A 24,025-nucleotide genomic window follows, 5' to 3' on the forward strand; every position below is an offset into this window, starting at 1 on the left:
AAATTAGTTTGTGAAGTGAAGCTGGGCAGTAACAAAAGTTACACAACCGTTATTTTATAAAAAGTTCTTTAGTAATTATGTAAATGCCCATAAACAATATAAAATAGCCAAATGCCGTTTTAAGTTTTTCACCCTGTATTTTTCGGGAAAACACAATGCCTATAAAAATACCGGCGATGGCTGCAAGGGTAAAAGGAAGTAGAAACCCCCAGTTTACAGACTGTTCAAATTTATCTCCGGCAAAACCGGCTAATGATTGTATGGCGATGATAAATAATGATGTACCCACAGCCTTTTTCATGGATAACCCTGCAAGAAAAACCAGTGCGGGTATTATAAGGAAACCGCCTCCGGCTCCTACAGCACCCGCCAGAAAGCCTGTAATGGCACCGCTTACTATTATTTTGGGTTTTGATGGATGTACAACTTCAGTATTAATTAAGGATGAGCGAATCATTTTTATGGCTGCCAGCAACATAATTACAGCAAAAAGTACCATTAACAGTAAATCTTTAGTTACAGTAATACCTTCAGTCTTAATGATGACAAGAGGTATAACAGGAATGAGAAAAGCCCTTACGAGGTATGCAGTGATTAATGACGGAATGCCAAAAAGCATTGCGATACTAAAATTTACATTGCCCTGAAACGTATTTCTGAGTCCGCCTACAAGGGCGGTACTGCCCACCACAAACAAAGAATAACCTGTGGCTGTAACGGCATCAAACCCTAATAAATATACCAGAATAGGTACCGTAAGTATAGAACCTCCACTACCCACAAGGCCAAGGGAAATACCTACCAGTAAGGCAAGAAAATAGCCTGATATAGCTAAAAAATCCATAGAATTGTTTTTAGTAATATCAGGCTAAATTATAGTAAGCAAAACTGCTGTGCAGTAACAAAAGTTACACAAGCATATTTATTTCAAAAGTTGAATTGTATTGCGGTTTAATTTAATTATTCCCTCGTTTTCCAGTGCTTTTAGCAAACGGGAAATTACCACTCTCGAGGTATTAAGTTCATACGCAATTTCCTGGTGGGTATTGGCTATTACCTTTGATTGGTTTACTTTGGATTTCTCTTTCAGGTAGTTTAAAAGGCGTTCATCCATTTTCATAAAGGCCAGGTTGTCTATAGCAGAAAGCATTTCAGAAAGCCTTTTGTTATAGCTGCTAAAAACAAAATTGCGCCAGCCTTTGTGTTTACCCAGCCATTCTTCCATTTTTCCTACGGGTATCATAGCCACTGTGCCACGGGTCTCGGCCACAGCCCTTATTTCGCTGCGCGTTTCACCCAGGCAACAGGCAAGGGTCATGGCACAGGTATCTCCTTTTTCAAGAAAATACAGCAATAGCTCGCCCTCCTGGCGGTCTTCCCTGATTATCTTTATGGCACCGTTTATTAAAAGAGGCATCTGGCGTATGTATTGTCCTATTTCAATAAGGTAATTGCCTTCCTTAAAATCAACAAGGGTTGCTACTTTGGCAATATCTGTTAATAGTGCCGGCTCAAACACGTTACCGTATGCTTCTTTAATCAGTTGTTCCATAAATTGATTTTAAACGTTGGTATAAAAGTACAAATTAATGAGGTAGCTTGTTTTTTAACAGCCCATATACCCAGGTACCGGCAACGGCACCTGCAATTACTATGGCAATAGGAAAAAAGCCTGCCCCTAAAAGGGTAAACATAGGTCCCGGACAAGCACCTGCAAGTGCCCAGCCGAGCCCAAAAATAATTCCCCCAAACATATAACGGGAAAAGCCTTTTTCCTTAGGAAGAAAATTAATAGGAGTTCCTTCTATGTGTTTTAGTTCGCTGCGTTTTATAACCTGAACTATAACTATACCCGTGAGTAATGCCGAACCTATGATGCCGTACATGTGAAACGACTTAAACTGAAACATTTCGTAAATGCGGAACCACGATGCGGCCTCCGACTTAAACATTATGATGCCGAAGAAAGTTCCTATTAGTAAAAAGAGTATATTTTTCATTTTAGTTTAAAAATTAAAATTGCTTATTAAATTTATCTGGCTGTAGTCGCTAACATTAATTATATCAGCCGGGGTATGCAGATTTTTATTTTGTTTCCATATATACAGTAGTATAACATTTAGTCCCTTAAAAAAACCTTTGAAGCTGTAATGTATTATGCTGTTAATCTGGTGATAATCATCAAAGCCGTACTTGTTAAGGCTGTAATTCCTTACACCGGGTCCGTTTACGGCAGTTGCGTCTACACCAGCGGTAAGCTGTTGCGCCGGAAAAGTATGCTTCAATCCGACTCTTACAATGTTAGAATTGCCCAAACCTTCTATACGGCTGCGGGGCATGGAGGTGTAAAATTGGTCGCGACCGAGCTCCCTTGGGAAAAGATAGCGCCCGGTATTAAAAGCCGCTGTAAAAGCAATGACAGCCTCAAACCGCGTGGTTTTAAATTTCACCATGGTACTGGCCACCTGTCCGTGCTCGCCGGGTTGTACGTAGCGGTTAGCATACGGCACGTTTTTTTGATTAGCGCAAGGCATTTGATAAGAATACTGAAAACCTGCCGAAAATAAGCCGCTACTGTATAGCGCTTCTGCCCATATTGTGTTCAATAACTTGTCGATATGGGTATCCCAAAAGTTTAGTTTCAACTTTACTACGGTTTTTTCAATGCCTATATAAGCTATCGCATTTGCATGGGTAAGCCCTGAATAATCAGCCTTTGTTCCGTCAGAAAGGTAACCATCGTTTAAAAGCCCTATAGCCTCATTAGGAGAATACCATTTTGGCACCGCTCGTGGCGATACCCTGTTAAGTACCGTAAAATTTACAGACAATGAGGAGTCTATAGCGACAACACTATTAATTCCCTGAAACGCAAAATCCTGCATACGGCCATCGCTATTGTTAATTAGTGGGTGGTATTCTAACGGAAGCCTGCCTACAGAAATATAACTTTGTTTATACCTGTATTTAAGATATAATGCCTCTAAACGGTACAAATTATAGTAATTAACGGGGTCACTGAGGTCAAAAAGTTCACGTTCCCACTTAGATGATTTTCCGGTAACAGGGTCTACTGCGTTCATGTTATCACCAAAAGTTTTAAAGTTAAATAACCCTGAGACTCCGAGTTCCAAACCTTTAAACTCATTTCTGGTATAGCTTATCAGCCCTCCGGTAGCATTGGCGTAGTAGTTGCTTAAGCCGTGATTATCGGTTGTCATAAAGTAATTACGAACGTGCCCTTGAACTTTACCTTCAGCCAAAAAGCGTGGCAGGCTCTCCTGAGCCTGTAGTGTTATAACAGAAAGTAATACAAAAGCCCGTAACCTCATTATTTAAAATAGCATAGGGAAAATTAAATGAACCATTATCAGCCCGCCAATAAAAAATCCTACAACAGCAATAAGCGAAGGGAGTTGCAAATTACTTAGCCCGGATATGGCGTGCCCTGAAGTACATCCTCCGGCATAACGCGCCCCAAAACCGACTAAAAAGCCGCCTGCTAGCAGTATCAGTATGGTCTTAAAGGATGAAAAGGCTTCATTAGCAAATAATTCGGAAGGGAGATAACTGTTACCGGCACTTTCAAATCCTTTTTGTTTTAATTGTGTAATAACTTCGGTATTTAATTGCGGCGCAGGGTTATCCGAAAGAAAATGCATGGCTATAAAACCTCCTATAATAGCTCCGGCAATAACGTAAAGGTTCCACTGCTGGTCGCGCCAGTTAAAACTAAAGAAATCGCAATTTTTTCCGGCACCAAGCGCGGCACATACGGTACGCAGGTTAGACGACATGCCAAAGTTTTTTCCGGCAAAAAGTAATGCAGCCATTGTAGCTGCAATAAGCGGCCCGGATATATACCAAGGCCAGGGTTCATACATCCAGCTCATACTTTATTTTTTAATGAACTGCAAAATAACCAACCGTTTAAAAGCCGGTCAGTATCATTTGTTACACAACCCCAGAAAATTCCAAACTCATTTAAAATCTTCCAAATATTGTTGATACAACAATACGATTTGCTGTTTCATTGAAATAATGATTTGTATATGTTTAAACAGAAACTTTTCCCAAGATAAACCGGTAAAAGGAGAACTTTTACCGCAGTTTCGAACTGCTGTGCAAACATTACGGCATCAACCCTGTAGACATCACGGGGGTTGCCTATCACTATGGCAAAGGGGTTGCCCTGCACGAAGCCGGACGGCTGCTCAACATCATATTTTTTTGTTAAACAACAAACTTAAGCCATAAAAAAAACCGGACAAACGAAGAAATTTTCGATTTGTCCGGTATAGTAGCCTTGCACTAACAGATGTCAAACTATTTTGAAGAGGACTAAGCTTAATCTGCATACTTGTTGGAATCCTTTCGCGAACCAAAAATAGTGATTGATATTTCACTTTTTGAGTTTGTTTTCACGGTGTGAAATATTAAAAAGTATTTAATTTCTACTCTTTAATAATCCGGAAGGTTTTACACTCCCCGTTAACAGTGCTCAGCCTTAAAAAATAAGAACCCGAAGTTAGGTTTTCGAAGTTTAAAGAAACTGCACCCGGCGCTAATGTCCCGGCCTCTAACGAAACCCCTAAAATACTATACAAACTATAATTTACCGTTTCCGGTGCATTTATGTTAAGCTGACTCTTTACAGGATTAGGGAATACGCTAACCCCGGCTAATTGCTGGAAAGCTGTATCAAGAACAGCATTTACCGTACCGCAATATTGGTTGCTCCCGCAAGCATTTGTAACTGTAACACATACATTATATTGGCCTGAGGCAGTATAGGCATGAACAGGGTTTACTTCTCCGGAAAACGCTTCATCGCCAAAAGACCATGTAATAGTATCATAAGCTTCGCCTGTATAGGTAAAGGCAAAACCAAGGCCTGAATCAACAGGCACATAGCTAAATGCCGGCACGGGTGCGGCACAATCGCAGGACTCATCGCCAAACTTGGCCACAAAAAAATCGCTTTGGGAGCCGCTGTTTACTAACGTTGTTTCTCCCGGGTTTATCTGGCCTTCAAAACTTCCGCCTACATAATAGTCGCCCGAAGGGCTTGCAGCAAGCGCCGTACCATAATCATTATATCCTGTACTGCCCAATACCTGGTTTAAAGCAACCAGTGTTCCGTCAGCAGTTGAAAACCTTGCAAAGAATACATCATATCCCTGGTTGGGCACAAAAGTTGTGCTTTGCCCCTGCCACTCTAATGCTCCTCCGCCACCCGTTATGGCTACCTCATTGCCATTAACTGCTATTGCAGCGCCATAAACTGTACTGGCAGTAACCGCGTTGGTACTCCAAAGGGCGGTTCCGTCTGGCGAAATTTTGACTACAAATGGGAATGCATAAATAGTACCTGATTCAAAAGTAGCGCCTGCAAACGTATCTTGTGCTTTTGTCCTGCCGGTAATGTAAATATTGCCTTCGGCATCCAGGTCAACAGCACACAAATTACCATAATAAGGCCCATCAGTGTTTTCAGTATTTTCTATCTTCCATTCAAAGGTCCCGGTGCTGCTAAATGCACCCAGGTACATCGGCTTGGTTACAGGCTCACCTCCCATGCTCACCTCCATTGTGGTTATGGGATACCTGTACCCTGCAATATAAAATTTGCCCGTAGCGGCATTGCGTACCATTTTTAACCTGCGGTGCGCCCCACCCGATAGTTCAATATCAAAAGGATAGCCTTCTATGAAATTTCCGTTAGTATCATATTTAAACAGGTGGGTAGAAATCCCTTCCTGGCTGTTAACATATTGTCCCTGCGCATAAGTGCCCTGTGGCAGGCCACACAGCCAGTAGCTATTGCCCTGTGCATCTACATCCATTGCATAGGTAAATGTACTGGTTACAGTAGTTTCAAAGCTTACATTATCAGGCTGTGGCGTACGTACCCACTGCGGGTTGCCGTCATTACTGTATTTTATAAGAAAGAGCGATTGCTTGTTAACATTGCCGCTTTGGTAAGCAACTATGCTGTCATTATCAAAATGTATTTTTCCCTGGTTTGTGCCCGAAGCAGGGTACATCTGGCCTGCAACATAAACACTTCCGGAGGCATCGGTACGAATATTATGGAAATAATCTGAATTAAAGCCTCCCAGTACTTTTGCCCATCTAAGTTCTCCCTGGCAATCAAAACTGGAAACCATGTAATCATTAAGGGCGCCACCAGACCCGGTATACTCTCCATAAGTCTCCTTGTCAACACCATCAACATTAACATTTGTAAGGCCTATGGGGGAAAGCACAAAAACATTGCCCGAAACATCGGTATCAAGGTCTCTTACCTGCTCTCTGAAATTATCAGTATATTCCGGAATGTTATCAGTGCCCCCGCCGCGCTTCGCCCACTGCCAGTCTTGGGCATTGCCCGAAAAATAAAACAAAAGCGCCAGGATAATGTGTAGTAACGAGTATTTTTTTTTCATGTGCTGGTTAAAATTTAATCGGGGACCGGGCCCCGGTTATTAATACATTGATTTGGATTGCTTATTGCAATATAAGGTATTTTTGCTGTAAAACAGCACCATCTTCTTCCATGAACACAATATACTGGCCAGAAGCATAACTCCTAAATCAGGCTCCCATATGCCATTTAATGATTTTGGTTCAAAACGCTCTAAGCATACCCCCATTAAAGAATAAATTTCAATAGTATGCATAGAACCATGGCTTTAAGTATAGCTAAAGGTATGCGCGCAGTGCTCTTAACAGGGTTAGGCGCTATGGTCATTACTGCTGCTTGTAGTGCGGAATTTATTTTTGCAAAGCTCAGGGAATTAACCACCAGGCTGCTGCGGCAAATAGTTCCTTCCGGATTCAGATACTAAATGTAAGCGTTAACAAACCTCCCGAAAATCCTGTTGGGATAAGGTTTAACGCTACAACACCCCCTCCGGGAGGGACAGATACAGCGGCCAGCTGGAAAATACCTGCGCCCGAAGGTGCCGTTACCGTAACCGATATGGGTGCCCGGTAGGGTTATCAATAAAAATACCCATGGTATAGTAGCAGAATTCATCCTCTACAAACTTAATTTTCTTCATATCTGCCTTAATCTCACACTTACATCGTTGTTGTATATCAACATCCATCGTGTCTACAGTTTATAACGGTATGGGCCAATCTGAAAGCCAGACTGAATCGGCGAGACTGCCATAGCACGCACGATATTTTATTCAACGAACCACCGACCTATACAGTACAAAACATTGACATGGCTTACCTGATGATATCAACTCAATAATACGGATTAAGTTTGCACTATTAGTTCTTACACAATCTAATTTTTTCTTTAAATTCTGCTAAAGATTACCACTCAAATTCACTTGTGAGTTATTAAGTGAGTTCAGATTTTGAGCGGCAAGCATCTTGATTTTAAAACACTTACACATAAAGGTTTTCGGGCAGTCATCCCGACAGATTAGAAAACCATCTAAGCAATTAGGTGGTTTTTTAGGTTTTATTGTAACTGATCAACCTTAAACATATTATTATTTCAGTGTGTAGCAGTTTTTACGGAACCTTCTTTTAATACTTCTTAAAACCAGCTATTCCGCTACACATCTTTTTTACATACAGTATTTAACTGGCAATGTTTATAATACTTGTACTGTGTTATGCATTATAATGTATTATATTTTCTGGCCTGCAGCCTGGTTAATTTACCTGAAACAGTGCATTAGCAAAAAGCAGGTTGCCATTTTCCCAAAATCCACGGAAAAGCGGGTTATCAACCATGTATACAACCTCACCCCTGCCTTTGTAGTCTACCGCGTAAGTAACGGTATTAGATAGTTTCTTTTTTAGTGCGCTGCCTATAAAACCCCAACTTTTAAAATTTTTAGGCACATAAATGGCGTTAACCGCGTTTTTTAGTGCCTGGTAATGCGAGGGAGAGGTTTTAAGGCTAAAGTATTTATCGCCCAGGCCAAACGTTAACGGATGGGTCTTATCAAGCGCATTTTCTACAATTGCCCCGGAAACCGAACCTGACAGTTCATGCCGCACAATACTGCTGTAACTATAAAACGGGGTATCTTTTTCATCATCAGCTGTTTCATCACCCTTCGTTTTTTCTTTTGCAAAACGGGTAAGATTATAGCCGTTGCGGTCTTCAAAAATATCAAGTGCACCGCCTATGGCAATTACTTTGCCACCGGCAGTTATAAAGCTGTCCAGCCGTGCCTTATCGGTATCGGTCAACTCATAACTTCCGTCTGCCAGTACAATTGCCGTATACTCTTCAAACTTCAGGTTGTGTAATTTTTCTATATCAACCACGGTATAGGGGTAGCTAATGGTACTGTCAAAATAAAACCAGGCCTGGCCAAAATCGGTACTATTAATACCATTGCCAGAAACCAGCAGTACTTTAGGCTCCTCAAGCAGCGGATAGGATTCGCCGCCCAGGTCTCCCCCGTTTATGGAATAGCCGCTTTCTATCACCTCATAATCAGGCTTGCCATCCAGCATTACCGTCATGGCCTGCTGAAAATCAGTGAGCTGGGGGTTATCGCTTTTAAGCACAATCAGGTCGCCCATACTTACTTTTACACCGCGAAACATTGAGTTCCTGTGGGCACTTCGTACCCTTACCTTACTTTGGTGCAGCTGGCTGAGTACCTTAACAGATGCCCTGCCATTCCATGGAATGTAAAAGGCATATATGCCTTCATACTCAAACTTGCCTTTATATTTTACCTCGCTGCGGGTCTTTATCTTTAAATCGCGCTTTAAGGCATAACTCTCTATACCATAGGCGTGTGGTAAATCCCACGCGGTAATATCATACGAGAGGCTATCGCTAAGCCTTTGCACCGGCTCAAACAGCACATGGGTTAACACCGACTTTGGCTGGTCTGCGCTAATAATAAGGTCGTTAGGCTGTATGGTAAAATCTTCTTCCATATCTGTATAATAGCTGTAGCCGTCTGTTTTTTTGCTTTCGTTGGCATAGCTAAACTTAATTTTATTCCGGGTAAGAAGGATTGCGAGCTGCTGGGTTTTTCCGCCATTCTTAACAATGTAGGTTTGATATTTCCCTTTCGGTTTTTCGCGGTTGTCATTAAAATATGCCTGGAAGTTGCGGGTAAGCATGTCCTTTTTCCATACAGCGGTTTCTACCACGGTAAGCATTGCCGCAGTATGGTGGCCTATGCGGTCCTGTAGGGTAAGCACCTTACCGTTTGCCATTTTTACGGCACGGCCCGCACCTATCCCCCCCTGCTCAAAGGTCATTCCCACTGCCCCGTTAAAGCAAGGGTACGTATCGCCATAGCTGGGGTAAAATAAGTCGAACACTTCCCGTGTATAATAGCTCCAGCCATTCTTGTCAAACTTTTTAGATTCCATCTGGCCTATAGCTTCATAAAAATCCTTTTGCCCCTGGGTAATAAAGTCATGCATGGGCTCTGCCGGCGGCGGAAAGAAATACGGGTCGTTATACCCCATTTCGTGTACGTCAGCATGTACCATGGGCATCCACTGGTTATATAGCACCATACGCTGCTGGGTTTCGGCCTGTACCTGCCACGCCCAGTCGCGGTTCAGGTCAAAAAGGTAATGGTTTTCCCTGCCGCGCGGCCAGGGCTCGGCGTGCTCACGGTCTGCCGGATCGGTATGCAGTTGCTTACCGCTTATACTGTGCAGCCAGTTGCCGTAGCGGTTATAGCCATCGGGGTTAAGGCAGGGGTCTATTATTATAATTGCATCTTTAAGCCAGTCTTTTGTTTCTTTATTATTGGGGTTAAGCAATTCAAAAGCAACGTTCATAGCACTTTCTGCGGCGGCCGGCTCATTGCCGTGTACGTTAAAGCTAAGCCACACTATTATTTTATTTGTAGCCTGTGTAGTACCGTTGCCAAGCCCAATTGTGTTTAAATGACCCTCGCGAATGGCATCAATATTTTTTAGGTTCTCGGGTGTGGAAATATAGTAAGCATGCAGTCCACGCCCTTCATTTGTTTGCCCGTATTGCTGGTGCTGAATGTAAGCCGAATTTTGCGACAGGTAGGCAAAATAGTTTTCCAGCTGGTAGTAGTTGGAAACATTCTGTCCATACTCGGGCAAAAAATCCGCCGGGCTTTTTAGCTGGGCATTCAGTAAAAAAGCGAAAAACACGAACAGGGCAGATAAAAGATATTTCATTTACAGGGTTATAAAGTAACCCAAATGTAAGGATTATCTACGAAAACCTTCTAATCAAAGTTTTTGATTTTTTTACCAACTGTTTACAAACAGCTTTGCTTTCACTATAGTAACTTTAAATAAAAAACTATGGGTAAGCTAACGAAAAAGGCGAAGAAAAGCAGCGCTAAAAAGAATAAACTCGGTGTAAAAAACTCACTGGTAAACAACATGAATGCCCGCAAGAGGAAAGGTATCTCCCGCAAGAAGAAAAAGAAGACGGTAGACAAAAAGGCTTACGCCAAAATGAAAAACAACTGGGGCAAAAGGAAAACAGTTAAAAAGAAAGCCACAAAGAAATTTGGCAAGAAAAAGAAAAAACGTAAATAATTACACTGTTTTTAGCGCAGCGACAAGCAAATCAATATCTTCTGTTGTATTATAATGGCTAAATGATATGCGTAGCGACGGCTTTTTGATTTCATCTTCCGGCAAAATTTCCTTCAGCACATGCGATGGTTTTATGCTCCCACTCTGGCAGGCACTGCCCCGAGATACAGCAACCCCCAGCATATCGAGGTGAAAAAGTATCATGGCTGTTTTTTCTTCCGGTAACGGCAACTGTATGTTAGCTATGTTATAGAAAAGATTTCCCGCACCTACTCCGTTTACCTTGTAGCCCGGGAAATGCATATCCAGCTGTTCCAGTAAATAGTTCTTAATAGCAGTTATATGCTCACGTTCCACATCTAAATTTTGGCATGAAAGCTCCAATGCCTTTGCCATAGCAGCCAGTTGGTGATTGGCTTCGGTACCGGCGCGCAGGCCTTTCTCCTGTTCTCCGCCTAAAATCATTGGCTGCATACCTATTCCTTTACGGATGTATGCAAACCCTACACCTTTAGGCCCGTGGAATTTGTGTGCACTAGCCGTGATAAAATCTACCGGCAGGTTTTTTAAGTTGAGTTCTGTTTTGCCAACAGACTGTACCGTATCACTATGAAAATAAGCGTTGTATTGCCTGCACAACGCGCCGGTTGTATGTAAATCTAAAACAACACCGGTTTCATTATTTACATGCATAAGGCTAACCAGTGTGGGGGCGCCATCAGCCAAAAGAACTTCAAGTTGTGCAAGGTCGGGAAGGCCGCCGGGCAGCAGGTTAACATAAACAACCTCAACACCTGCCTCTTTTGCCAGCTGGGGTACTGTAACCAATACCGAATGGTGTTCTGTACGGCTTGTGATGATACGTTTGATGCCCAGGCTTTGCAGCGCACCATGCAAAATGAAATTATTTGCCTCGCTGCCGCCCCCTGTAAAAATAATTTCGCGTGCTTCTGCGTTTAGTAGTGAGGCTATTTTTTTACGAGCTGTTTCTACCATTGTCTTTGCGCTACGGCCAAAGCTGTGTGTAGACGATGCATTACCGTAAACCTCCAGCGCGGCGGTTATTTCGGCAATAACTTCCGGGCGCAGGGCTGTGGTAGAAGCGTTATCAAGATAGGCTTTTTTCATTGGGTGTAAAGTTACTGTATTTTTTAATTGCCGGCCTGTATCGCGCTCCAAAACAAAAGCTTTAAAATAACCGGCAAAAAATGTATTTTTGCCTTAAATAAAAATTGATGAAAAAGATTTTAGGCATACTAATAGTGTTACTGCTGATAACTGTTACCGCCTGCGATGACGGCGAAATGACAGTGAAAACCTTTAATTTTACCGGTGAGGTAGCCCCTTGTGGTACAGTAGCTAACCTATATATAAAAAATAGCGGAACTGAAGTATTACTAATGGATCTTAGTACCCATCCGTTACTTAACATAGCAAGTGAACTTGATGAGAGTGGTGTACCAATACCTGCGGTTGTAAACCTGCCTGCCGGGGCTGTAATATATCGCAACTACAGCGCTAATGCCTCGGCCAGTGTGGTATGTAGTAATATTGATAACCCTGCCATTTATGTAATGGAAGAATGGAAGGGCAGCGGCACTATAGAAATAATAACCACAAAGCTGGATGTTCCCGAAACTACAGGACTTATACAATACAGCCATAGCATAACGTTTCTTGATGTGAGCCTTACAAAAGGAGATGAAACCATACGCATACAAAATACCGATTATGGGTCGGTTGAAACGTCACTCAGTTTTGAATTTCGATTTGCATCCGGAGATGAGGTAAACCCAACACAATTAACAGCATGCGGCGACTTTTTGTATGATACTGCCGGTAACGAAGCGCTGTTGCTCAATTTTGCCGATAATACAATTAGTAATACAGTTGATGAAACTATTATAAACCTTGATGCCGCTACTAATTACCTTACACTAAAAGTGTATACCGGTACCGTAACTGGCATTAGCACTATTTGTACTGGCAACCCGTCTCTTACCCCTACCGAAAAAGAACGTTGGGTAGCGGCAACCGGTAGGGTTAAAATAAAAAAGATAGTAGACAGCAGTAATGTACCACACTATGACATTTACCTGTATGACGATATACGGTTTTATAATATTACCACCTCAGCCGTTGCACTTGAAAATTTTACACCAGAACCTACTGACGCTGATGCCGATGGCGATTATTATTACCTGGGGCAATATACTCCGTAATATACATTTATAAAAAATGCCCATATTTCTAAACATGGGCATTTTTATGGCTATTAAACTTATCTTTTTAGCTTTCAGGGTTTTCATCGCCTGTTACCTGGCCTTCCTTAACGGGCTCGGCCCCCACATATACCAGATGTCCGTTATTTTTAAGAGTATAGCCATTATCTGCATGAAGCGACCATGAACCGCTTTTGTATATGTTATTACCTTCTTTTATCAGCAGGATAGAATTTTCTGTATCCGGCATGTACAGTTCGGCCTTTTCCTTATCCTCAGAGAAAATTACAAACGCGCTTTTTACGGGGCTTTCATCCTCTACCTTTTCTATCGAATTAAGCCTGTAGCCGTCTTCAAGCGGGCGTATGCAATCGCCCTTTAACCTGCTCCAGTGATAACCCGCAGAGGTAACGCAGCCCTTGCTGTCTTTATCAGGGCCGGTTATCACTTTTTTATCGGTAGCTACTGCCGGCGCTGCTTTATCATCTCTTTTAAGCACATAATCGCAGGACGAAAGGCCTATCGCCACTAAAGCCACTATTATCAAGTGATTTTTCATTGTTGATAAATGTAATAATTATCGTATTGTACCGGGGTAAATGGTAGACTGAAGCGTTTTATAAGTTATTGTGCCGTCATCTTCTATAAAGTACTGTATAAGCGCATCGCCCCAAATGGTACCATTGCTGTAATCGGCAATTATCCACCTGTGGTTAAGCAACTGGACTTTATTAATCAAAAACTTCTTTCCGTCTATAGGTTCATTGTCCGTTAGCGGATTGCCAGCAGGGTTTTCATTTTGCTCTAAAACCCCTTCTGTTATCTTTTGGGAAAGAGAATCGGTATTCATAAAACCTCTGTCGGCAAAATAATCCAGCGCTTCATCATTAGTAGCAAGGGTAAAATATTTAGCATCCGCACCTCCGTCGTGCAAGCTGTCACGAGAAGTCTTTAATTGCTGCTGTATCTTCACAATACGCTCGCCGTCGTGTTTTTGTTGTTGGGTAAACCACATATAGGTAAACAGGTTTATTACCACTGCAAATACAAAAAGATATAAAAAAAGGCTCTTTCTCATATTACTCTATAGAAATCTGTAAATTATCATACGCTAAAAACACATTTTTTGGCAGTGACTGCTCCACCTGCTCATGAAACCCAAGCAAGTGGCTTATGTGGGTCAGGTAGGCTTTTTCAGGCTTTACCCCCGCTATAAATGCCAGCGCTTCATCAAGGTTCATGTGCGAATCGTGCGGGTCTATGCGCAGTGCGCTTACCACAAGCACCTTAAGGCCAACAAGCTTTTCCAGTTCGCTTTCCGACACTGTTTTAACGTCAGTAAGATACGCAAAATTGCCTATCCGGTATCCTAAAATCTCTATTCGCCCATGGTTTACCCGGATTGGGGTTACAACTTTACCTCCCAGTACAAAAGGCGCATCGGGCCTTACCTCGTTAATTACCACGTTTGGCACACCCGGATATTTTTCGCCTTCGGTAAAAATATAATCAAAGCGTTTTTTAAGGCTTTCAATAACCACATCTTTAGCGTAAATGGGTATATCGCCCTGACGGAAAAAGAACGGCCGGATGTCATCAAGACCTGCGGTATGGTCGGCATGCTCATGGGTATACAAAATACCGTCTATGCGGTTACAGCCGCAGGTAAGCATCTGCTGACGGAAGTCGGGCCCACAGTCTATAACATAAGAGCTACCTTCCCAGTACAGCCACACCGAAACCCGAAGGCGCTTGTCCCTTGGGTTATCACTTAAGCACACAGGGTGTGTACTGCCTATTATGGGTATGCCCTGTGAGGTACCGGTGCCTAAAAACCAAACATTCAAAATTGCTTATTTTAAATACAAAAATAACATTATTTGTTTTATTAAATGCAGTGTTTTCCTAACTTTGCGATATATCTTCCATTGCTATGAAATTATCCGACGACGAAATAACTTTAAAAGGAGACAAGGTAATTACCCATGTCCCCTCTATAAAGGACAAAGCCCTTCGCATTAACCTGAATGAGCATATTTACGGCACCTTTGCCGAGATAGGCGCCGGCCAGGAAACCGTAAGGCATTTTTTTCGTTCGGGCGGCTCATCCGGAACCATTGCAAAAGCGATGTCGGCTTACGATAAAGATTTCAGCGATGCAATTTACGGCATAGAAGAAGATGGAAGATATGTAACCGAAAGCCGCCTTAAAAAAATGCTGAACCACGAGGTACGCATTATGGAAGAGCGCCTTAAGCGTGACAAGCACCCCAGCAAAGTATTTTTTAGCTATGCGAATACTGTGGCTACCATAGATTTTGCCAAGCAATTTAAAGGCCACGGCTGGGTGGGCATACGCTATCAGGTAGAGCCTGATGAAGATTATAACGAAATTATCCTGCACATACGCTTTAGGGAAAACGATGCACGGCTGCAGCAGGAAACCTTAGGGATACTGGGGGTAAATCTTATTTATGGTGCGTTTTACAAATACAACGACCCTAAAAAGCTACTGCGCTACCTGTACGACCACCTGGATAAAGACCAGCTGGAAATAGATACCATAAACTTTAGCGGACCGCGCTTTGTCGATGTTGACAACAGGCTCATGAGCCTGCAACTCGTTAAAAACGGCATGACCGACGCGGTAATGTTTGACCCTAACGGACATAACGTACTGCCTGCCGCTATACTATACAAAAAGAACATACTCGCCCTCAGGGGAAGTTTCCGCCCGGTGACGAAGGTAAATATGGACATGTTTGAGAAATCACACCGCATGTTCCTTGAAGAGAACAAAGTAGATCCCGAAAAAACGCTGGTAATTTTTGAAATTACACTGAGTAACCTGCGCAGCGAAGGCGAGATTGATGAGCGCGACTTTATGGACCGTGCCGAACTGCTCTGCTCTCTTGGGCAAACCGTAATGATATCTAACTTCCAGGAATATTATAAAGTGGTAGAGTACTTTAGCGCCTATACCAAGGCGCGTATGGGGCTTGCCATGGGTGTGAGTAACCTTATTGATATTTTTGACGAAAAATACTACCGCCACCTAAGCGGTGGCATACTTGAGGCTTTTGGGAAACTGTTTTACCGCGACCTTAAGGTATACCTGTACCCTATGAAAGATGAGGAGGGCAACGTGGTAGACTCTGAAAACCTTATGGTGCACCCCCGCATGAAAGAACTGTATAAATTCTTTAAGTTTAACGGTAAAGTTATCGATATACCTGAGGTAGACACACATAACCTTGACATTTTTAGCCGCGAAGTGCTTAAAATGATAAACAAAGGCAAACCCGGGTGGGAGCCTATGCTGCCGGTAGGTATTGCCGAAATGATAAAGGAAAACCACCTATTTGGCTACGACCCTAAAAAACAGCTTGCTGAGCAGGGCTAATTATTTAATAATGTCAGTGTTAAAAAAAATACGTAAGAAAAAACTGTTTATTTTTATAAACAGTTTTTTTATGCCTTTTACACACGTAAATTTTACTTTATGTATAAAAATATTTTACTTATAATTACTGCCTGCGCCCTATATTCCTGCGGGGGCGAAAAACAGCAACCAACCAACCAGGTTACCATTACCGAACCGGAAAAGGTTGTTGAAGATCATACCCTTGTAATAAGCACTTTTGACACCGTACCCGATGAGATAGACGGATGCAGTTGTGCATTTGCATCCGACTCAATAGCATACAAAGCAAACCATTTACTATTTGCAGATGATATTGGTGATATTGCGTATATGAAAATAAACGGTAAAATGGTACGTCTTACCCAAAGCGAACACGCCACTAAAGAAAATGACAGTACAATAATAGACAGTACAGCAACGCATGCACTCTACAAAGCAAAAGGTATTGAGGTGATATTAGACACCCAAAAAGGCAGGAATATTGACACCGAAGTGTGGGAAGAAACCGGGACAATAAAAATAAAACAGGAAGACGGCCAAACCATAAAAAGAGCGGTATATGGCAGTTGTGGATGCTAATTTTGTAACTTAGCCAAAACCAATTGCCTTGCCAGCTAAAACTCTTTTATCCGCATTATTTTTATTTCTTACCTTTCATTGCGTTGGGCAGGATAGCACCTATATATACACCTCTGCAAAAAATACCTACCGGGAAACCGATAGTATTGCCCGTACTAAAGTATATAACGGCGACCTGCGCCTGCTGGTAAGCGAGCTTACCGATAGCTATGCGGACAATACCTATAAGGCACGCGCCATTTTTGCCTGGATAGCAGATAACATTGCATATGATTACAAGGCATTTAACAACCATAAACACTATAAAGCGCCCAAATGCAAAACGGGCGATGACTGCCTTAAAGTAATTGCCGACTGGAAAGAAGACTATACGGATAAGGTACTGCGTAGCGGCAAGAGTGTATGCGACGGCTATGCATGGCTCTTTAAGCGCATGTGCGACTATGCCGGGCTGCAAACCGATTTTGTGCCGGGTTATACCAAGCATTCGCCAGATGAAGTAGGACGCATGGGCGCGCTGGATCACGCCTGGAACGGGATAATACTTGATGGTAAGTATTATTACCTCGACGTTACCTGGGCTTCGGGCCACTGCCCAAAAGATAAAAAAGGGAAGCTCAAGGCTTTTGAAAAGAGCTTTAATGATTTTTACTGGCTTACGCCAATTGAAAAATTCTGCCAGAACCATTACCCCGAAGACCCGAAATCGCCGGGTGTAGCAAACTATAGTGTGGAGCGCTATAAGAACAACCCGTACATTATAAACGATTACCTGGAAGAAATAGAGGTTATTTTGCCCTCAACGGGTGTTGTAACTGCTAAAGTAGGCGATACTATAAACTTTGCTATACAACATAAGCTTGGCTTTTGGGATTTGCATTTCAGTACCAATACAAAACACAACCCTTATATCGTTGCTAATAGTAAAACTGTATATAAAACGCTGGGCTTTGTTACAGGTGAAGAACAGCGGACAGATCAATATAGCCTGCCATTTAAGCGTAAAGGTGATATATACTCATTTGATTTTGTAGTTGACAACAAAAACCTGCGTGTTATAGAATTCTATATGAACGGATTGCTTCAACTTGTATTTAAAGTAAAAGTGATTAAGTGATGGTAACCTGCAAGGTTTTTTAATAACCTTATAAGTTTTAAATTATAAAATCCCACACTAACTTTTATACCTGCAAGTTCTTTAAAGACCTTGCCGGAATTGACAAACCGCCCACAAAGTTGAATTATCGAACAGGTTTACTCAAAAAGGCTCTCGTCCAGCTGCAAATTATTCAGAAACGAAAGCGTGTTCTCAATATCATAGTGCAGTATGCGGTCTTCTGTAACGGTAGGCACTTCCTCCCTATACGAACCTACAAACATCTCAAGGAAATCACTGCTCTTCAGCGGGCGGCGGAACTCTATGGCCTGTGCGGCATTCATAAGCTCTATGGCTAAAATTCGCTCCAGGTTTTCCATTATTTTCAGCGTTTTAGTGGCGGCATTAGCCCCCATGCTCACATGGTCTTCCTGCCCGTTACTCGATACTATGCTGTCTACACTGGCCGGGGTGGCAAGCTGCTTGTTCTGGCTTACGATGCTGGCAGCAGTATATTGCGGAATCATAAAACCTGAGTTAAGCCCCGGGTTACTTACCAAAAATGGCGGCAGGCCACGCAGGCCGCTTATGAGCTGGTAGGTACGGCGCTCAGATATACTGCCCAGTTCAGCTAAGGCGATGCCAAGGAAATCGAGCGTAAGTGCCAGCGGCTGGCCGTGGAAGTTACCACCCGAAATAATTTCGTCGGTATCTACAAAAATATTCGGGTTATCGGTAACCGAGTTGATCTCGGTACGGAACACTTTTTTTACATAATCAATAGTGTCCTTACTTGCCCCGTGCACCTGTGGTATGCAACGGAAACTATACGGGTCCTGTACGTGCTTTTTAGGCTGCGAAATGATTTCGCTATCCTCCAGTAGTTCGTTAAAACGGCGGGCGGTAACAATCTGCCCTTTGTGTGGGCGAATCATGTGTATCAGCTCATTAAACGGCTCTATGCGCCCGTCAAAACCTTCCAGAGATACTGCAGCGATAACATCGGCCAGATAGCTATACTTTATTGACTTAAGTAATATATACACGCCATAAGCACTCATAAACTGGGTACCGTTTAATAGCGCAAGGCCCTCTTTGCTTTTCAGTGTTATAGGTTCCCAGCCGTAACTGTTCAGCACTTTGTGTGCCGGTTGGCGGAAACCGTCGGCAAAAACCTCGCCCTCCCCTATCAGCGGTAATGAAAGGTGTGCCAGCGGCGCAAGGTCGCCCGATGCGCCCAGCGAACCCTGGGTATAAATTACAGGAAGTATATCGTTGTTATAAAAATCTACAAGGCGCTCTACAGTAGCCAGCTGCACCCCACTGTTACCATAGCTAAGCGACTGTATTTTGAGCAGCAGCATTATTTTTACAATAGGTTCGGGTACTACATCACCGGTACCGCAGGCGTGCGATTTTACGAGGTTTTCCTGTAGTTTAGACAGGTTATCGGTATCGATTTTTACATTATATAGCGCCCCAAAACCTGTATTGATTCCATAAATGGGCGTGTCCTGAGCTGCCATTTTCCTGTCGAGGTAGGCGCGGCACTTTTCTATATTGCCGCGGGCCTCTTCGCTCAGCGCCAGTTTCATATCCTGCGAGAGGATAGTATTTACAGTTTCAAGGGATAATATATCACTGCTGATATAATGTATGGTTTCCATTATGAGGCGTATTTTGATTGCCCAAAATTCACTAAAATGCAATTAAAAAACAACATTATTGATGACTTTTCATTTTTGGTTGCAATCTGCTTCAATTTTCAGGTAGGCTCTCCCTATATATTTAATAATATCAGAAGCAGTAAACGCCTGCATACCGGTTTCGGGCAGGGCAATATCCGCCGTAAGGCCGTGTAAATATACGCCAAATAGTGCCGCATCAACCGCATTGTAGCCCTGGGCCAGCAACCCGGTAATGATACCCGTAAGGCAATCACCGCTGCCGCCGGTAGCCAAAGCTGCATTTCCGGTGGAATTTATATGTACGTCGTTGCCGTATACCACCATCGTGTGTGCATCTTTTGCTACCAGCACAACTTTATATTTCGCGGAGAACGCTTTTATTTTATCAAGCTTGTCAAAATCGTTATCCCAACTGCCCATTAGGCGTTCCAGCTCTTTAGGGTGCGGCGTAAGTATAGTGTTTTCCGGCAGCAGGGTGAGCCATTCTTTATTTTGTGAAAGTATGTTAAGCGCATCGGCATCAATAACCAGCGGGGTATTTTGCCGCTGCAAAAAGTCGTGTATTGCCTGTTGGGTTTCGGGTTCCTGCCCAATTCCAGGTCCGATTCCAATGGCTTTCGGTTGTACATCAAAATTAATATTAGTAAGATGTTCCTGTCCATTGGTAAGCGCCATGGCTTCGGGAAAATACGACTGCATAATTTCGTAACCGCACTTAGGTATGTAGGCAGTTACCAGTCCGCAACCGGACTTAAGCGCTGCTTTTGCCGAAAGGCACACCGCTCCTATTTTGCCATAGCTACCTCCTATTATCAACGCATGCCCCTGCGTACCTTTATGTGCATGGGGTTTTACCGGGCGGTACCTCGCGCAGGCATCCTTTAAATCTGTCAGGGAATAGTCGGATGGCGTATTTTTAATAAACCCTTTATCCAGGCCAATATCCAGTATCACGATACGGTTTACAAATTTGCAATTGCCCGGCAGGTAAAATGCCAGTTTCGGGAACTGGAAGGTAAGCACGATATCGCTTTCTACAGCAAAATCGGTAGGCCGGTCTAAAAACAAGCCTGATGGCACATCTATAGAAATAACACTGCCTTCGCAGCGGTTTATCTTGTTGATGGTATCAGCCACGCTTTGGGGCAAATCACGGTTAAGGCCTACCCCAAAAAGCGCGTCGATATAAATGAGTTTTCTTTTTTCATAGGTATAGTCAGCATCTTTATTGTTTTCAAGGCCGCTTTCTTTAAGAAGTTGCAGGGCGGTTTCATATTCAGGTGTAGGATTTCCGGCTTCTTCAATAATATTTATTTTTACCGGATAGTTATCCTGGTGCAGCAGGCGGGCAATTACCAGGCCGTCGCCCCCATTGTTTCCCCTGCCACAAAATACGTGAAACGTGGTTTCTTTATCTGCATAATGCTTTTTTATCCACAAAAAAGCTTCTGTAGCAGCGCGCTCCATAAGTTGGTAATAGCTAATCTGCTGATTTTCGATTGTTATTTTATCAGCTTCCCTAATGTTTATTGTTTCAAAAATTTTCATTCAGCAGTGGTTTTGTTGTATTTTTAAAATATTCGTAAAAAGGAAGCGAGCGTTTTTGCACTATGGTAAAATTATTACATTTGTAAGTATATGAATGTTAACGGCAACAAATATTTAACTACAACAATCTCCCGCAAAGGGATATTTGGTGCTATTGGCATTATTACCACAACCACCACCCCGTTTGGGGTATAATATTTTACATATAGCCGGTTTAAGGGTTATTTTTCAACAGAAAAATAACACAGGCATCTGTGCATAAAATCATATCTTTACCGTAAAACCAATACGAATGAACGTTATAAAATTTGGCGGAACATCAGTTGCCAATGCAGAAAATATATCGCTCGCGATAAACATCATTAAACAAAAAAAAGAAAAAGAGCCCGTTGTGGTAGTCGTATCGGCCCTGGGCGGCGTTACTGATTTGCTCCTATCAGCGGCTGTAAGCGCCTCCGAAAAAGACGACAGTTACAAAACCATACTACAAACCCTGGAAACACGCCACCTTGATACCGTAAAAAGCCTTGTGCCCGTAGCAGGGCAAAGCGCCGTATTAAGCCATGTAAAGCGGGAGCTGAACCGCCTGGAAACCCTGCTGGACGGCTGCTCCCTGTTGGGCGAACTGAGTGAGCGAACAAAGGACCTGATACTTTCTTTTGGCGAAGTGTTATCTTCTTACATCATTAGCGAAGTGCTGAAGGCACAGGAAGAAAATGTTACACTGGCCGACAGCCGCGAACTTATAAAAACCAACAGCCGCTACGGTAAGGCAGTGGTAAACTTTGCGCTTACTGATAAGGTAATTTTTGATTATTTTGAACACAGCACCGCCGCAATAACGGTAATGCCGGGCTTTATAGCACAAAGCGAAGACGGCCACACCACTACCCTGGGCCGTGGGGGCAGCGACTATACGGCAGCTATAGTCGCCGCAGCCTTAGAGGTGCCGTCTCTGGAAATATGGACAGATGTAAACGGCATTTATACGGCCAATCCCAAAATTGTAAAACAAGCGGAGTCCATACCCTACATTACCTTTGAGGAGGCGATGGAGCTATCGCATTTTGGTGCCAAAGTACTATACGCGCCTACCATACAGCCTATACTGAATAAGGACATTACCCTTCATATAAAAAACACATTTGAACCTGAGGCGCACGGCAGCATTGTCAGTAAAGTGCCCGAGGTAAAAAGCGAGAACCCCATACGCGGCATCAGCAACGTAGATGACATTACCCTTATAACACTGGAAGGCAGTGGTATGGTGGGCGTGGCGGGCTTCTCTAAGCGCCTGTTTGAGGTAATAAGCAAGGAGCATGTAAACGTGATATTTATTACTCAGGCATCGAGCGAGCACTCCATCTGTTTGGGTATTGCCGACAGTGAGGCTAAAAAAGCTGAAGCTGCCATAAACAGCGAATTTGGCTTTGAGATACAGCAGGGCAAAATTTACCCCGCCATTATAGAGAATGGCCTGAGCATTATAGCCGTGGTGGGCGAAAACATGAAGAACTACCAGGGGCTCAGTGGCCGGATGTTCAGTTCGCTGGGCAAGAACAACATTAACATAAGGGCTATAGCCCAGGGCGCGAGCGAGCGTAATATCTCTGCAGTAATAGACAGCCGCGATGTAAAAAAAGCGCTAAATACCCTGCACGAAACGTTTTTTGAAGATGCCACTGTACAGCTCAACCTGTTTGTTATGGGCGTGGGCAATGTAGGCGAAAAATTCCTCGACCAGATACAAAGCCAGTACAGCTACCTGAAAGACAACCTGCGCATAAACATCCGTATTGCGGGTTTGGCAAATTCACGCAAAATGTATTTTGACGAAGAAGGTATTGACCTGGCAAACTGGAAGGAACTGCTGCCACAGGGCGAAACGTCTGATGCGGATGCTTTCTTTAAAAAGATAAAAGACCTCAACCTTCGCAACAGTATTTTTGTAGACAACACCGCAAACCACGATGTTGCCGATACCTACGCCCGCTTCCTGAAGAATAGCATTGCGGTGGTAACGTGTAACAAAGTAGCCTGCTCATCAGAATATTCAAACTATAAGCACCTTAAAACACTGAGCCGCCAGTATAACGCGCCGTTTTTGTTTGAAACCAACGTAGGCGCGGGCTTACCAATTATTGATACCCTTAAAAACCTGGTTGCCAGTGGCGACCGTATCCATAAAATACAGGCGGTACTTAGTGGCAGCCTTAACTTCATCTTCAATAATTTTGATGAGGAGCATAGCTTCCACGATGTGGTGAAACAGGCCATGGCCGAAGGCTATACCGAGCCCGACCCAAAAATAGACTTAAGCGGTGTGGACGTAAAACGTAAACTAGTGATACTCATTCGCGAAAGCGGTTACGAAATGGAAATCGATGAAATTGAAACCCGCTCGTTCCTGCCGGAGGAATGTATGGCAACCACTACAAACGAGGCATTTTTACAATCGCTTATAGACCATGCCAGCCATTTTGATAACCTGTATAAGCAGGCCAGGGCACAATACAGCAAGCTGAAAGTGGTGGCCTCTTTTAAAGGAGGTAAGGCCAATGTGAGCCTGCAGTTTATCCCGCAAAGCCATCCATTTTATAACCTTGAAGGTAAAGACAACATTGTGCTGTTCCATACAGAGCGTTATGCCGACCAGCCACTTATTATTAAGGGCGCGGGCGCGGGCGCGGCTGTAACAGCTTCGGGTATTTTTGCGGATGTGATACGGATAGGGAACAGATAAAAGTCTGTTAAGTTGTAGCACAGAGATTTGCAGAGAAGCACAGAGTTGCACAGAGAAAAGCTAAAACCTGCGGTTTGAGTACACCTAGTTTTGCTCAAAGTGTGTCAATACAGCTCTTTACACTCACAGTGAAGCGTAATCTAAAAAACTCCGTGAATCCCTGTGCTCCTCCGTGTATCTCTGTGG

The 24,025-nt window shown here is 43.2% G+C and carries 19 protein-coding genes; 6 read left to right on the plus strand and 13 right to left on the minus strand.

Annotation, left to right across the window (positions count from 1 at the left end):
• Positions 1–49: 49 nt before the first annotated feature.
• From ACLI09_RS17185 to ACLI09_RS17215, 7 genes are all read right to left on the minus strand, one after another.
• Positions 50–844 carry a sulfite exporter TauE/SafE family protein gene (locus ACLI09_RS17185; protein ID WP_411420879.1) on the minus strand — a complete coding sequence of 265 codons (795 nt, stop codon included), beginning with the start codon at positions 842–844 and terminating at the stop codon, positions 50–52.
• A gap of 78 nt (positions 845–922) precedes the next feature.
• On the minus strand, positions 923–1,552 hold the full coding sequence (locus ACLI09_RS17190) for a Crp/Fnr family transcriptional regulator (RefSeq protein ID WP_411420880.1): 630 nt from the start codon (positions 1,550–1,552) through the stop codon (positions 923–925).
• 34 nt (positions 1,553–1,586) lie between these two features.
• Positions 1,587–2,000, minus strand: a complete 414-nt coding sequence (locus ACLI09_RS17195) for a DUF6691 family protein (RefSeq protein WP_411420881.1) — start codon at positions 1,998–2,000, stop codon at positions 1,587–1,589.
• A 6-nt stretch (positions 2,001–2,006) separates the two neighbouring features.
• A complete protein-coding gene (locus tag ACLI09_RS17200; protein ID WP_411420882.1) occupies positions 2,007–3,332 on the minus strand; it encodes a hypothetical protein in 1,326 nt (441 codons plus the stop codon).
• 3 nt (positions 3,333–3,335) lie between these two features.
• Positions 3,336–3,893, minus strand: coding sequence for a YeeE/YedE family protein (locus tag ACLI09_RS17205; protein ID WP_411420883.1), 558 nt, complete (start codon positions 3,891–3,893; stop codon positions 3,336–3,338).
• Positions 3,894–4,454: 561 nt separating this feature from the next.
• Positions 4,455–6,449: a PKD domain-containing protein gene (locus ACLI09_RS17210; protein WP_411420884.1), complete on the minus strand. Its 1,995-nt coding sequence runs from the start codon at positions 6,447–6,449 to the stop codon at positions 4,455–4,457.
• A 1,231-nt stretch (positions 6,450–7,680) separates the two neighbouring features.
• Entirely contained in the window at positions 7,681–10,170 is a 2,490-nt protein-coding gene (locus ACLI09_RS17215; protein WP_411420885.1) for a M14 family zinc carboxypeptidase, read from the minus strand.
• A 129-nt stretch (positions 10,171–10,299) separates the two neighbouring features.
• On the opposite strand from ACLI09_RS17215, the gene ACLI09_RS17220 reads away from it, so the two are divergent.
• Positions 10,300–10,539, plus strand: a complete 240-nt coding sequence (locus tag ACLI09_RS17220; RefSeq protein WP_411420886.1) for a hypothetical protein — start codon at positions 10,300–10,302, stop codon at positions 10,537–10,539.
• Here the strand turns inward: ACLI09_RS17220 and ACLI09_RS17225 are convergent, their stop codons facing one another.
• A complete protein-coding gene (locus tag ACLI09_RS17225; protein WP_411420887.1) occupies positions 10,540–11,667 on the minus strand; it encodes a cysteine desulfurase family protein in 1,128 nt (375 codons plus the stop codon).
• Positions 11,668–11,774: 107 nt separating this feature from the next.
• On the opposite strand from ACLI09_RS17225, the gene ACLI09_RS17230 reads away from it, so the two are divergent.
• Positions 11,775–12,761 carry a hypothetical protein gene (locus ACLI09_RS17230; RefSeq protein ID WP_411420888.1) on the plus strand — a complete coding sequence of 329 codons (987 nt, stop codon included), beginning with the start codon at positions 11,775–11,777 and terminating at the stop codon, positions 12,759–12,761.
• A gap of 67 nt (positions 12,762–12,828) precedes the next feature.
• On the opposite strand, the gene ACLI09_RS17235 is transcribed toward ACLI09_RS17230, so the two are convergent.
• The 3 genes from ACLI09_RS17235 to ACLI09_RS17245 are packed head-to-tail and all read right to left on the minus strand — an operon-like array spanning position 12,829 to position 14,608.
• A complete protein-coding gene (locus ACLI09_RS17235) occupies positions 12,829–13,320 on the minus strand; it encodes a hypothetical protein (RefSeq protein WP_411420889.1) in 492 nt (163 codons plus the stop codon).
• Positions 13,321–13,338: 18 nt separating this feature from the next.
• On the minus strand, positions 13,339–13,839 hold the full coding sequence (locus ACLI09_RS17240; protein ID WP_411420890.1) for a hypothetical protein: 501 nt from the start codon (positions 13,837–13,839) through the stop codon (positions 13,339–13,341).
• A 1-nt stretch (position 13,840) separates the two neighbouring features.
• Positions 13,841–14,608: an MBL fold metallo-hydrolase gene (locus ACLI09_RS17245; protein ID WP_411420891.1), complete on the minus strand. Its 768-nt coding sequence runs from the start codon at positions 14,606–14,608 to the stop codon at positions 13,841–13,843.
• 86 nt (positions 14,609–14,694) lie between these two features.
• Between ACLI09_RS17245 and ACLI09_RS17250 the strand changes: the two genes are divergently transcribed.
• From ACLI09_RS17250 to ACLI09_RS17260, 3 genes are all read left to right on the plus strand, one after another.
• On the plus strand, positions 14,695–16,164 hold the full coding sequence (locus ACLI09_RS17250; protein WP_411420892.1) for a TonB-dependent receptor: 1,470 nt from the start codon (positions 14,695–14,697) through the stop codon (positions 16,162–16,164).
• 99 nt (positions 16,165–16,263) lie between these two features.
• Complete coding sequence (locus tag ACLI09_RS17255; protein WP_411420893.1) at positions 16,264–16,764, plus strand: hypothetical protein; 501 nt, start codon at positions 16,264–16,266, stop codon at positions 16,762–16,764.
• 28 nt (positions 16,765–16,792) lie between these two features.
• The gene (locus tag ACLI09_RS17260) at positions 16,793–17,881 is read left to right on the plus strand and encodes a transglutaminase domain-containing protein (protein WP_411420894.1); all 1,089 of its coding nucleotides are present in this window, start codon (positions 16,793–16,795) and stop codon (positions 17,879–17,881) included.
• 137 nt (positions 17,882–18,018) lie between these two features.
• Here the strand turns inward: ACLI09_RS17260 and hutH are convergent, their stop codons facing one another.
• Together hutH and ACLI09_RS17270 are read right to left on the minus strand one after the other, a co-directional pair.
• Positions 18,019–19,527 carry a histidine ammonia-lyase gene (gene hutH, locus ACLI09_RS17265; protein WP_411420895.1) on the minus strand — a complete coding sequence of 503 codons (1,509 nt, stop codon included), beginning with the start codon at positions 19,525–19,527 and terminating at the stop codon, positions 18,019–18,021.
• Between the two features lie 69 nt (positions 19,528–19,596).
• Positions 19,597–21,096 carry an NAD(P)H-hydrate dehydratase gene (locus ACLI09_RS17270; RefSeq protein WP_411420896.1) on the minus strand — a complete coding sequence of 500 codons (1,500 nt, stop codon included), beginning with the start codon at positions 21,094–21,096 and terminating at the stop codon, positions 19,597–19,599.
• Between the two features lie 292 nt (positions 21,097–21,388).
• Here ACLI09_RS17270 and thrA point away from each other — a divergent pair, with 292 nt between their 5' ends.
• Entirely contained in the window at positions 21,389–23,839 is a 2,451-nt protein-coding gene (thrA, locus tag ACLI09_RS17275) for a bifunctional aspartate kinase/homoserine dehydrogenase I (protein WP_411420897.1), read from the plus strand.
• Positions 23,840–24,025: the final 186 nt, after the last annotated feature.

The sequence above is a fragment of the Flavobacterium sp. RHBU_24 genome (assembly GCF_046613695.1).
Lineage (GTDB): Bacteria > Bacteroidota > Bacteroidia > Flavobacteriales > Flavobacteriaceae > Flavobacterium.